Below are 12,715 nucleotides of genomic sequence, written 5' to 3'. Positions count from 1 at the left end.
TTCATCCTTATCAGTAAATTGGAGTCATGACCCATTTTTACAAAATGAACTAAACCAAAAACAACGTTGCCAATCCCAAAAAGATAAAGAACCCGCCGGTATCCGTAATGGCGGTGATCATCACACTGGAGCCAATGGCCGGATCTCTGCCCAGTTTCATCATAATAAACGGGATCAATACGCCCATCAGCGCGGCCATTATGAGGTTCAATACCATCGCCAGGGTCATGACGCCTCCCATCGCAAGGTCACCATAGAGCAGATAAGTGATAACACCCATTATTCCGCCCCAGATAATGCCGTTGATAAAGGCAACCCCCAGTTCCCTTAATAGCAGGTAAGAAAAACTGCCTGTCTGGATTTGATGGAGCGCGAGCGCGCGGACGATCATGGTAATGGTCTGATTACCGGTATTGCCGCCAATCCCTGCAACGATGGGCATCAGAGTCGCAAGGGCAACGAGTTGGGAAATGGTATGCTCAAAAAGCCCGATAACCCGTGATGCGACAAAAGCGGTGCACAAATTGATGGCAAGCCACGTCCAGCGAGTTTTGACCGCCTGACCCACAGGGGCAAAAACGTCTTCTTCACGGCTTAAGCCCCCCATGCGGCGAATATTGGTATCCGTTTCTTCGCTCAAGGTATCAACAATATCTTCAACCGTCAGGCGTCCCATTAGGCGCCCGTTATTGTCTACCACGGCGGCAGAAACCAGGTCATAACGTTCGAACGCACTGGCGGCATCTTCCCCTTTTTGCTCCGGCAGGAAAGTCACGGTATCCGTATTCATGACTTCGGAAACGAATTTACCCGGTACGTTAGTGAGCAACGTGGTGAGCGGAAGCTCTCCCTGTAGGCGATTTTTGCGGTCAATAACAAAGATCTTATCGGTGGTTTCAGGAATATCGCCGCGGGAACGTAAAAAGCGCTGAACAGCACCGAGTGTCACATTGCCCCGCACGGTCACGAACTCGAAATCCATCATTTGGCCGATACTGTCTTTATGGTACTGCAACACTTCCCGGATACGATTGCGTTGTCTTGGCTCCAGATAGGTCAGCAGGCGGCGGGTGGTATCGCGGGGAAGATACTCTGCGATATAAGCCTGTTCATCTACATGCAGCTTACCGATGGCGCGTAACAGCTCAACGTCAGACATATCCTTGATCAGGTTATCCCAAACGGGGATGGACGCTTCTACTAAAACCTCACCGCGCTGGCGATTGTCAATCAAGCGCCATAAAGCAAGACGTTCATCATAAGGCAAGGCTTCCAGAATGTCGGCGATATCGGCAGCGTGCAGGCTGGTCAGCAGCGCACTGACTTCCTCTATTTTCTCCAGTAACTGCTCGTCACTGATCGCTGAATGTTCATCAGCTTGCCCCAATAAGGTATCGACAAACAGCTTATCGTGGATAAACAGTGAAAGCAGGTGTTGACGGGCATGTGCCAGTTTTTGGGAATGCTGGTTGGCAACGGTGGTATTATCAGGCGTAAAGGCCGATTGTGACATGAGGCACCTTTAATTGAGCGATTTCTCTGTTTGTTGCTGTATTTGCTGGTGATGCTCCAATGCTGCCACAAATGAATAGATAAAGCGCCCAAATAAAATTAAGAAGCTGATAAACAGGATCAATTGGATAATTTGAACAGGTTTCTTTTTCATAGCGCGACATCGTTAAATCGATTCCTCTTTAATCTGTAAGTGCCAGCCAGTCACGTCACCCCAATAGCTTTGCTCTTGTTCCAGATCGAGCAAGACCAGCGCATTTTGTTTTAAATAATCTTGGGGCAGGTAGAGTGTCCAATGGCCATGATCGGTTTCTAACCTCAGTGACTCCGGTGTGGTAGTTGATTGGCGTTGGTTATTCAACAAGGTTGCCAAGCGTAATATCTTCAACATAGGAAGATACTGTTTTTTCTTAAACAGATAGAAGCGGGGATGCTCATGGACTTTAACCGTTTTACGGTGATAACGCACCAGTGTTGCCAGCAATAATTGCTGTTCTTGGGTGAACCCCGGTAATTCGGTATTTTGCAGGATATAAGCTGAATGCCGTTGCAACCCACTTAAATTAATGCTTAAACCCACTTCATGCAGCATGGCTGCCCACAATAGAATCGCTTCCAGTTGTGGATGAACCCGTTTGGGATTCTGTTCTGCCCATTGGTCATACAGGTTTTTGGCGGTATCCCAAACGCGGCCGGCCTGTTCCCGATCGATATTATAGTGTTCGGCAAGGCTTTTGGCGGTTCTCTGGCGAATATCCTGATGACGGAAACGATCTTCCATTTCATAAAGTACACCTTCCCGCAATGCACCTTGAGACAAGCGTAATTCCTGAATATGCAGGGCATCGAAAATACCGCACAAAATTGACAGGCCGGGAACAAATGTTTGTTTGCGGTCATTGGACAATCCCGGCAATTCCAGCTCGTTGAAATTTTTATATTTCAGGATGCGTTTCACCAGCATGTTTAAGCGTTCTGGTGTAATCAGGCCATCTTTTTCACCCAATTTCACCAAGAGTTCGTGTATGGCTTTGATCGTGCCTGACGCACCCAAGGCAAAATCCCAGCCTTTGGTTCGAAATTGCCAAACGAGATTTTCCAGTTTTTGTGCCGCCTGGAGTCGTGCCTTGCGAAAATTATGTTCATTAATCACACCGTCCGGAAAGAATTGACGGGAAAAACTGACACAACCCATACGGCGGCTCTCAATCAATAGCGGTTCGAAGTCTTCACCGATGACCAATTCTGTGGAGCCTCCGCCAATATCAATCACCAGTTTCCGGCCTTTTTCCGGTTGGGTGTGCTCAACGCCCATAAAAATCAGGCGGGCTTCTTCATGGCCAGAGATAATTTCAATGGGATAGGGGATAACTTCTTTTGCCCGTTGCAAAAATTCTTGTACGTTGGTCGCTTCACGTAAACTATGTGTTCCCACTAAACAGACATTATTGGCGGAAAAACCCTGTAACCGTTCGGCAAACAGGGAAAGACAATTCAGGCCACGGTTTATGGCTTCTTCGCTTAACGCATTTTTGCTGTTTAAACCATCGGCAAGATAAACCCGCTTTTTTAAACGCCCAATCACCTGTAATGCACCGTTAACAATACGGGCGATCACCATGTGAAAGCTATTGGAACCCAAATCAATTGTGGCAATCTCTTGAGGTTTGGGTATTGGGGTGTCATGTTTCAACGGCATAGATCAGGCTCTTGGTTCCGGTTGTTCGAGGTTCTTTAAATAATCATAAACAGCAAGTTGCGCGCGGATTTTACGCTTATTTCCCCGTGGAACATAGCGATTGCTCAATTCCTTATCAATATAGCGTGCTTTGACGGTATCACTGAATTGGAGTTCGAGGATATCCATAACCTGTTGTTTTAGCATCGGATCGAGCAGGCAAACCGCCACTTCAATGCGGTAGTCAATATTGCGGGTCATCCAGTCGGCCGAAGAAAGGAACACTTTTTCATTGCCTTTGTTGGTGAAAACATAAACGCGATCGTGTTCCAGAAAGCGATCCACAATACTGGTGACTTGAATGTTTTCACTAAAGCCGGGCTGATTAGGCACCAAAGAGCACATGCCTCGTACAAGAATGCGGATCTTGACACCGGCTTCCGAGGCATCATACAAGCGATTGACCAGCTCCCTGTCTACCAGGTTATTGATTTTCAGGGTGATCCCCGCCAATTCACCGGCTTGTGCATGCTCAATTTCCTGAGTAATCAGCCGGTTAAGCATAGCGCGTGAATTTTGCGGTGAGACCATTAAATTATCAAACATGACCGGCCGGTAAGGGTTTTCAATAAAGTTAAATACCCGGCGCACCTCATTGGTGACTTCGGGTTTGGCCGTCAGCAGCGAATAGTCGGTATAGAGGCGCGCGGTTTTTTCGTTGAAATTCCCCGTGCCAATATGGGCGTAACGGATAATCTCTTCTCCTTCCAGCCGCGAAATGATGAAGAGCTTGGCGTGAATTTTCAGGCCGGGCGCGGAGAAAATAACATGGACACCCGCTTCAGTGAGGCGTTTTGCCCAATGGATATTGGCGGCTTCGTCAAAGCGTGCCTGCAACTCCACCACCACAGTCACTTTCTTGCCATTGTGCGCTGCATGGATCATCGAGTCGATAATGCGTGAGTCTTTGGCGACACGGTAGATATTAATCTTGATGGAGAGCACACTGGGATCGAAAGACGCCTGACGCAGCAATTCCAGCACATGTTCGAAGGTGTGATAAGGGTAATAAAGCAGGACATCTTTTTCACGGATGGCGTCGAACCCGTTGCGGAAATGGTCGAACCACGTGTGGCGCAGCCGCGGTATGGGTTTATTCAGCAGGTTGCGATTACCTTCATTGGGGAACTTGATGAAATCCCTAAAGTTATGATAACGGCCGCCTGCAATCACCGAGTCATCGTTGGACAGCCCCAGTTTGCTGCGCAGCAGTTCCACCATTTCATCCGGCATATCACGCTGATAGACAAATCGCACCGGCTCCGCGGTCAGCCGCTGTTTCAGCGTGGAAGACATCAGTTCCAGCAGGCTGGATTCCATCTCGGTTGCCAGATCATATTCGGAATCACGGGTCATTTTCATCGAATAGACGTTCAGGGTATCGTAATCGAAGAACCCCTTGAAAATTTCATCCAGTGTGTAGCGCAGAATATTATCAATCAATATCATTGATTTGCGTTTTTTTGGCATCTCCGGGGGCAGGTTGACAAAACGCGGGACTTTATCAGATGGAATCTCTAACAAAGCATATTGCGTTTCTTGCCCCCGGATAATTTCAACGGCCAAATAGGTATAATCATCTTTGAGAAACTCAACCAAATTGGTCTCTGAATTGATGACGATTGGCGTGATGTGTGGCCGCAAATGCTGGCGAAAATATTGCCGCAGCCAGATTTGTTGATTCGGGGATATCTGCCGTTCGTTAATCAAGAAAATTTGGTTACGTGCCATTTCCAGCAGCAAATCGTTATACAGAGCATCAAACTCTTGATCGGTTTTGGCTACCTTGGCTTGAATCTTTCGCAATAATTGGCGGGCAGCCGTGGCTGAACCTTGCTCTTCACTGATAAGAATGCGTCGCTTGACATCGGCAAAGCGAACTTTATAAAACTCGTCCAAATTATTGGAGTAGATCCCTAAAAACCGCATTCTTTCAATCAGCGGGTTACTTTTGTCAGCGGCTTCCTGAAGTACACGCTCGTTGAAAGAGAGCCAGCTAAGTTCTTTATCGGTATAAAGACGATCGTGGGACATGACTACTCCTTACTACTCCTGAGTTTTCCACTGGGTTTAATGGTTGGCATTTAATGAGTTGTGCGGGTTTAGGCTTCACGTGCTTTATTGGTGAAATTTATTGGCAAAATTTATTAGCAAAATAGTGATGTTGGAAAGTACACATTCTGATAGCGGTATGATAAGAGCCGTTGACAAAAAATTCATCGATTAATTCACCTTCAGTGTGGAATCCCAATTTACTGTATATATGAATGGCTTTCGAATTTTCTTTATCCACAATCAGGTACAGCTTGTAAAGATTCAACACAGCAAAAGCGTATTCCATGGCAAGTTTGGCCGCCACGGTGGCATAACCTTGCCCTTGATAGGCTGGGGCGATGATAATCTGGAATTCTGCCCGACGGTGGACATAATCAATTTCAACTAATTCCACCAAACCCACTTTGGAGTTCAGGCTTTCGATGATAAAACGGCGCTCACTTTGGTCATGGATATGCTTGTCATAGAGGTCGCATAATTCAACAAAGGCTTCATAAGGCTCTTCAAACCAGTAGCGCATAACACTGGCGTTATTATCGATTTGGTGAACAAAAGGCAGATCTTCCCGTTCAAGGGGGCGTAAATTGACGGATGGATTTTCTGAACCACTGGACATGGGATACCTCAGGATTTTTTCCGAAATAGGCACTTACAGCAAAGTCTCACCGAAATATAGCACTTAAAAATACTTTAACAAAATCCGCTAACGCAAATCCGTTAACACAAATTCGTTAACACCATGCTGTAAGTTGAAGCTGCCTATTACGCTGTTATAGGTTATTCCGATGCGTAACCTTGTGGGGGTAGAATCTGGCCATCCATTATTGCGCTGTTCCTTTCCATAACCAGACGCTGATCTAAAAACCAGCCGATAACCAAAGGATAAATACTGTGTTCTTGCGTTTGTACCCGCTTGCTCACATCTTCTTCCTGATCTCCCGCAAAAATGGGCACTTTAGCTTGTAAAATAACCGGGCCACCGTCTAATTCTTCCGTCACGAAATGGACAGAGGTGCCATGTTCTTGATCACCGTTTTCAATCGCTTTTCGATGGGTATGCAGGCCGGGATATTTAGGCAACAGAGAAGGGTGAATATTGAGCAGACGCCCATGATAGTGTTGGACAAATCCGGGCGATAAAATTCGCATATAACCCGCTAAAACCACTAAATCGGGAGCATATTGATCAATGGCTTGGCGTAGGGCGATATCATAGCTTGCACGATCTGCATAGGCTTGCGGGTTGATAAAGTGGGCAGGGATATCGGCCCGTTCAGCACGTTGCAGGCCATAGGCATCGGCTTTATTACTAAAGACGGCGGCAATATGCCCATTAATTCGGTTTTGTTGGCAGGCGTCGATGATGGATTGCAGATTGCTGCCATTGCCGGAGACTAAAACGACAATTTTTTTCATAACTTGTCTTCACTGAAGAAATTCATTGACTAATATGCTCTGCATTTTTCAAGTTGCAGCTTTGTCGGTCACGCTGCAACTTGACATCAGTGGGGTAAAAAGCAATCGGGTAAAATAGTTACTTGATAATAACAACCGGTTGCTCATCAGCATTGAGTTCGGTAATGATACCGATTTGCCACGCATTTTCGCCTGAGGCTTGCAGATATGAAATCGCCTGTGCTGCCTGAGATTGGGGCAGGGCGATGATCATACCCACACCACAGTTAAATGTGCGGTACATTTCGTGCTCGCTGACATGACCGGCTTGCTGTAACCAGGTAAAAATGGCCGGCCATTGCCAACTGCCGGCATCAATTCTGGCCTGCCTGTTTTCTGGCAGTACACGCGGAATATTTTCCCAGAAGCCACCGCCGGTCAGGTGTGCAATCGCATGAACGTCAACTTTTTCAATCAGTTCAAGGATGGATTTGACGTAAATTTGCGTGGGGGCAAGCAGATGATCTGCGAGAGGTTTTCCTTCAAGCTCGGTCGTTTCTGGATTTGCCTGACTGACCTCAAGGATTTTACGGATCAGAGAATAGCCATTAGAGTGTGGCCCGCTGGAGGCAAGTGCAATCAGGGCATCCCCGGCCTGAACCTGACTGCCGTCAATAATGGCTGATTTTTCAACGACACCAACGCAAAAACCGGCGACATCATAATCTTCACCGTGATACATGCCGGGCATTTCTGCGGTTTCACCCCCGACCAATGCACAACCGGCTTGTTTGCAGCCTTCTGCTATGCCCGTGATAACACTGGCGGCGGTATCGACATCCAGTTTGCCGGTAGCGTAGTAATCAAGGAAGAAAAGCGGCTCGGCGCCCTGAACAACCAGATCATTGACACACATGGCAACCAAATCAATGCCGATCGTGTCATGGCGTTTCAAGTCCATGGCCAGACGCAGTTTAGTCCCAACGCCATCGGTACCGGAAACCAACACGGGTTCACGATATTTTTGTGGCAGGGCACATAATGCACCGAAACCACCTAATCCTCCCATCACTTCGGGGCGACGGGTCTGTTTTACGACACCTTTAATACGATTGACTAAGGCATTACCAGCATCAATATCGACACCGGCATCTTTATAGCTAAGAGAGGTTTTGTTGGTCACTGCGTAGCTCCCAGGCGGTTGCATTTTTATAAATAAAACAGAACGGCGACAATTCTAACAGTCTAAGCAAACGTTTGCGATAGCTTTATATCAGTTTCCTGTTAGATCAGAATCAAAGAAAACGATGTTTGATTGATAAAAATGAATAGATGAGTAGTGGCTTGATGTTGAAAAGGCGTTATAATCCCGCGATTTTTTTATCTGCCGGCGATATTAGGAGAAACCCATGAAGATCGTTGAGGTTAATCACCCGCTAGTTAAACATAAACTTGGTCTGATGCGAGATCATGATATAAGCACCAAACGCTTTCGTGAACTGGCCTCAGAGGTGGGTAGTCTTCTGACCTATGAAGCAACTGCTGATTTAGACGTTGAAAAAGTGACCATTGAGGGATGGTGTGGTCCGGTAGAGATAGAGCAGATTAAAGGGAAAAAAATTACGGTCGTTCCTATCCTGCGTGCGGGTTTGGGCATGATGGATGGCGTACTGGAAAATATCCCCAGTGCGCGAATCAGCGTGGTTGGTGTGTATCGTGATGAAGAGACCCTTGAGCCTGTGCCTTATTTCCAGAAATTAGTTTCTGATATCAATGAGCGCATGGCATTGGTTGTCGATCCGATGCTGGCAACCGGTGGCTCCATGATTGCGACCATTGATTTGCTGAAAAAAGCGGGATGTCCTGTTATTAAGGTATTGGTGTTGGTGGCTGCGCCGGAAGGGATCGCGGCACTGGAGAAAGCTCACCCTGATGTTGAACTGTATACCGCTTCAATTGATCAATATCTCAATGAGCATGGATATATCGTCCCAGGTTTAGGGGATGCAGGTGATAAAATATTTGGTACTAAATAATATTGACAGCCGACTGAAAAGTCGGTTTTTTTTGGTTTCTAGCAAGGTGATATAAGAGGATATCAATCATGACCCGTCGGACTATTGGGGTAGAAGAAAAACCGCCTTTGGCACAGACTATTCCTTTAAGTTTGCAACACCTATTTGCCATGTTTGGAGCAACCGTTTTGGTTCCCATTCTGTTTAAAGTTAATCCCGCGACAATTTTGTTGTTTAATGGCATTGGAACATTGCTGTATTTGGTTATTTGTAAAGGAAAAATCCCGGCTTATTTAGGCTCCAGCTTTGCTTTTATTTCACCGGTCTTGTTGTTACTGCCTTTGGGATATGAATTGGCATTGGGTGGATTTATTGTCTGCGGTTTGTTGTTTTGCCTGGTTGCCCTGATTGTCAAAGTCGCGGGAAGGGGGTGGATCAATGTGCTATTTCCACCGGCAGCGATGGGCGCCATTGTTGCGGTGATCGGGCTGGAATTGGCCGGTGTTGCTGCGGATATGGCGGGGTTGCGCCCGGCGGCGGGGACTGAGGTTAATATGACCAACCTGACCATCTCTATGGTAACACTGGGTGTGACGATCTTGGGTTCGGTCATGTTCCGGGGTTTTATGGCGATTATTCCGATTCTGATTGGTGTTTTGGCCGGTTATGCGGTGTCATTCTTTATGGGGATTGTTGATTTAACGCCAGTCCGTGAAGCGCCGTGGTTTGCACTGCCGACGTTCTATACTCCGCGTTTTGAATGGTTTGCCATTATGACGATTTTACCTGCGGCGCTGGTGGTCATTGCGGAACATGTTGGGCACTTGGTGGTCACTGCAAATATTGTGCAGAAAGATTTGCTGAAAAATCCGGGTCTGCATCGCTCAATGTTTGCCAACGGTTTTTCAACGATAATTTCGGGCTTTTTTGGTTCAACACCTAACACGACATATGGCGAAAATATTGGTGTGATGGCGCTGACCCGTGTTTATAGTACGTGGGTGATTGGCGGCGCTGCGGTGCTGGCAATCTTGCTTTCCTGCGTCGGTAAACTGGCAGCGGCGATCCAAATGATCCCGGTTCCCGTTATGGGCGGTGTTTCCCTGTTGTTATATGGCGTGATTGGTGCATCCGGTATCCGGGTTTTGATTGATTCGAAAGTGGATTACAGCAAGGCACAAAATCTGATCCTGACGGCTGTGATTTTGATTATTGGTGTCAGCGGGGCGAAAATTCAGCTTGGTGCGGCTGAATTAAAGGGAATGGCGCTGGCAACGATGGTGGGGATTGGTTTGAGTCTGTTTTTCAAACTGATAAGCATTATCCGCCCAGAAGAGCCGTATATTCATTCCTCTGTCGAGCCAATAAGAAATGATAATAAGAGTGTAGAATAAAATACGTTCATTAAACTGATTAGATTAGAAAGGGCTTTTACAAGGCCCTTTCTGCTTTTAAGTTATTTAACATCTTTTGTTCAAGGCCATATGAATTAATCCACGATATATACGTGCTTTTTCCCTTAATTTCTCGGCGGTTATATCAGATAAGTTATTGGAATGAAATGGATTGTATACACTGTTACGAGGAGAAAGATTGCTATTTATATTGCGTAAACCCAGAGAGGTAAGTGCTGATTTATCTATCTCACTAATATCATAAGGAATTATATTATCAGTTCCATCTTTTGCTAATGTGGCAATATTCCCATCTTGATCAATGAAAACTAATTCTGATACGTGAAATATTGAATTTTGTTGGACTATATTGAATATATTTGGTCTTAAAGGGGAAAATAATGTCTTGTATCGGTCTGTGTCAGGTATTGTTCCGGCAATATCTTGGGTAACTACAAATTTTTTTTTATCATACCACTCTTCCATTTTATTTTTCCATTGAGAGAAATATTTTTCTCCTTCACAAACAATCTCTGCCCACGGATCACATATCCATGATCCTGCTTGAATATGTGAGAGTACAGCTTTCATCTCTGCTGAATCAATTTTATCTTCCATATAATGGATGCTTATAAAAACATGGTCATAAGGCTGCGGAGCACTGTACATGATGATGTATATTATTTTTTTGCGATCGGGATCTTTCTGCCTGTAGTAATTGAAAATTTGGAAAGAATGCTTTTTGATCAAATAATGAAAGGCATAATTAGCAAGTTCACCACAATTTCCGACAAGTCTAGCCCTGAATTTGTTCTCAGTAAAATACTTATAATGATAAGGGATTTTTGTTGTTATATCTGTATTTGCGCGTAGCTTATTAAGCTGTTTATCTTTTTCTAACATGATATTTATTAATTCTTGTACTGCGGGAGGTTCATTTCCATTTATTTTATCAATTGCTCTTGTGTGAAAATGAAATTTGTTGGAAGAATAACCCATAAAAGTATTTTGTGCTTTTCTCATCGCATCGTGTAATAAGTATTTTATTAACATATTAACCTCTATTGAAAATAATTTAAGATGGATAAGTTAAAACTTCTGGTAATGTATCGTATTTCTACTATTGGCAGTCTTGGCTATTGATAGTATGAGATTGTCAGATATAAGACCTTTTTCGCCAGAATAGGTTATCTCTGACTGGCGAAGAAAATAGGCCTCGTTTTGCCATGCGGCGTTGTATGGAAAGACTGCCCTGATATTAATCTGAAAGTTTACTGGAATACCAGTTAAAAAAATCAATTTGTGCTATCCGAGTGGTCGTAATTTATCCATTTTATGGAAGAGTGTACTTTGATAGTCACCTTCTACTTTAAACAAAGCATTCGTTTCATTTATAGGGACTTTTTGTGGTAGACTTAGCGCTGTTCGTTATCCATTCTGTTTGAGGTGCTTCTGAATACACCGTCGCAGCTTTCATTACCATTATATTTGCCCGATGATGAAACTTTTGCCAGTTTCTTTGCAGGTGAGAATACCTCCTTATTAGCTGCAATAAAATTGGCCATTAGTCAGTCACACGGCAGTTATATCTATTTTTGGTCCCGCGATGGCGGGGGTAAAAGCCATTTGCTTCACGCAGCCTGTGCCGAATTGTCCCAACAGGGAGAAGCTGTAGGGTATGTACCACTGGATAAACGTGCTTATTTTGTTCCTGAAGTTCTTGATGGTATGGAACATTTATCATTGGTGTGCATCGATAATATTGAGTGTATTGCCGGTGATCAGGAATGGGAAATGGCTATTTTCAATCTTTACAATCGCATTGTAGAAATTGGCCGCACTTGTCTTTTGATCACAGGTGATCGTCCTCCTCGGCAAATTAACCTGACGTTACCGGACTTAGCATCCCGTCTGGATTGGGGGCAAATTTATAAATTACAACCTCTGTCTGATGATGAGAAAATTCAGGCATTGCAACTACGGGCAAAATTACGGGGTTTTGAATTGCCTGAGGATGTGGGGCGATTTGTGTTGAAGCGGCTCGACAGGGAAATGCAAACGCTGTTTAAGACCTTGGATGAGCTTGATCGGGCATCTATTGTGGCACAACGCAAACTGACGATCCCGTTTGTAAAAGATATCCTTGAGCTTTGAGTAACTAAAGCGGAAAGGAAACGAGATCAAATAAAAAAGTGATAGCGAATATACCGCTATCACTTTTTTATTGAAAATTTCTTCTTGCAAAATAGTTACAACAGAATTTCTTTAACCTGTTCAGGAGGACGCCCCAAACGCGCTTTACCGCCGACAACCACAATCGGGCGCTCTATTAATTTGGGGTTTTCAGCCATCGCCTGGAGTAAGGCTTCTTGGGATAATGCCGCATCGTCAAGGTTTAATTCTTTGTAACGATCTTCTTTGGTACGCATCAATTGGCGGGCATCTTTGAAACCGAGTTGCTTTAATAGTATGGCAAGTTGTTCTGCTGTAGGTGGCGTATCAAGATAGTGAATGATTTCCGGCGTAATACCGAGTTTTTCAACCAGCTCAAGTGTTTCACGGCTTTTTGAGCAGCGGGGGTTATGATAAAAAGTAACATGTTGCAT

At 45.0% G+C, this 12,715-nt stretch carries 12 protein-coding genes; 3 read left to right on the top strand and 9 right to left on the bottom strand.

The annotated features are described in order from the left end of the window. Positions 1 to 49 precede the first annotated feature (49 nt). The 7 genes from mgtE to purM all read right to left on the bottom strand — a co-directional run bounded on the left by mgtE (position 50) and on the right by purM (position 7,883). Entirely contained in the window at positions 50 to 1,513 is a 1,464-nt protein-coding gene (gene mgtE, locus XDD1_RS11225; RefSeq protein WP_045971202.1) for a magnesium transporter, read from the bottom strand. 9 nt (positions 1,514 to 1,522) lie between these two features. Further along, positions 1,523 to 1,666, bottom strand: a complete 144-nt coding sequence (locus XDD1_RS18900; RefSeq protein WP_071827267.1) for a YfgG family protein — start codon at positions 1,664 to 1,666, stop codon at positions 1,523 to 1,525. A 12-nt stretch (positions 1,667 to 1,678) separates the two neighbouring features. Next, positions 1,679 to 3,211 (bottom strand): exopolyphosphatase, encoded by a 1,533-nt coding sequence (gene ppx, locus XDD1_RS11220; protein ID WP_045971200.1) that lies wholly within the window; start codon positions 3,209 to 3,211, stop codon positions 1,679 to 1,681. Between the two features lie 3 nt (positions 3,212 to 3,214). Then, positions 3,215 to 5,284 carry a polyphosphate kinase 1 gene (gene ppk1, locus XDD1_RS11215; RefSeq protein WP_045971199.1) on the bottom strand — a complete coding sequence of 690 codons (2,070 nt, stop codon included), beginning with the start codon at positions 5,282 to 5,284 and terminating at the stop codon, positions 3,215 to 3,217. A gap of 97 nt (positions 5,285 to 5,381) precedes the next feature. Beyond that, positions 5,382 to 5,921, bottom strand: a complete 540-nt coding sequence (gene speG / locus XDD1_RS11210; RefSeq protein WP_045971198.1) for a spermidine N1-acetyltransferase — start codon at positions 5,919 to 5,921, stop codon at positions 5,382 to 5,384. Positions 5,922 to 6,082: 161 nt separating this feature from the next. Then, a complete protein-coding gene (gene purN, locus XDD1_RS11205; protein WP_045971197.1) occupies positions 6,083 to 6,721 on the bottom strand; it encodes a phosphoribosylglycinamide formyltransferase in 639 nt (212 codons plus the stop codon). Between the two features lie 118 nt (positions 6,722 to 6,839). Next, entirely contained in the window at positions 6,840 to 7,883 is a 1,044-nt protein-coding gene (purM, locus tag XDD1_RS11200) for a phosphoribosylformylglycinamidine cyclo-ligase (RefSeq protein ID WP_045971196.1), read from the bottom strand. 226 nt (positions 7,884 to 8,109) lie between these two features. On the opposite strand from purM, the gene upp reads away from it, so the two are divergent. Beyond that, a complete protein-coding gene (gene upp / locus XDD1_RS11195) occupies positions 8,110 to 8,736 on the top strand; it encodes a uracil phosphoribosyltransferase (RefSeq protein WP_045971195.1) in 627 nt (208 codons plus the stop codon). 68 nt (positions 8,737 to 8,804) lie between these two features. Then, the gene (uraA, locus tag XDD1_RS11190; RefSeq protein ID WP_045971194.1) at positions 8,805 to 10,109 is read left to right on the top strand and encodes a uracil permease; all 1,305 of its coding nucleotides are present in this window, start codon (positions 8,805 to 8,807) and stop codon (positions 10,107 to 10,109) included. A 66-nt stretch (positions 10,110 to 10,175) separates the two neighbouring features. Here uraA and XDD1_RS11185 read toward each other — a convergent pair whose 3' ends face one another. Then, positions 10,176 to 11,162: a hypothetical protein gene (locus tag XDD1_RS11185; RefSeq protein WP_045971193.1), complete on the bottom strand. Its 987-nt coding sequence runs from the start codon at positions 11,160 to 11,162 to the stop codon at positions 10,176 to 10,178. Positions 11,163 to 11,555: 393 nt separating this feature from the next. Here XDD1_RS11185 and hda point away from each other — a divergent pair, with 393 nt between their 5' ends. Next, a complete protein-coding gene (gene hda, locus XDD1_RS11180) occupies positions 11,556 to 12,263 on the top strand; it encodes a DnaA inactivator Hda (protein ID WP_045971192.1) in 708 nt (235 codons plus the stop codon). A gap of 95 nt (positions 12,264 to 12,358) precedes the next feature. Here the strand turns inward: hda and arsC are convergent, their stop codons facing one another. Then, positions 12,359 to 12,715 (bottom strand): arsenate reductase (glutaredoxin), encoded by a 357-nt coding sequence (gene arsC, locus XDD1_RS11175; protein WP_045971191.1) that lies wholly within the window; start codon positions 12,713 to 12,715, stop codon positions 12,359 to 12,361.

This window comes from Xenorhabdus doucetiae, from assembly GCF_000968195.1.
Taxonomy (GTDB): domain Bacteria; phylum Pseudomonadota; class Gammaproteobacteria; order Enterobacterales; family Enterobacteriaceae; genus Xenorhabdus; species Xenorhabdus doucetiae.
Note: the sequence above shows the minus strand (reverse complement) of the source record. Positions and strands in the feature narration are given on the sequence as shown.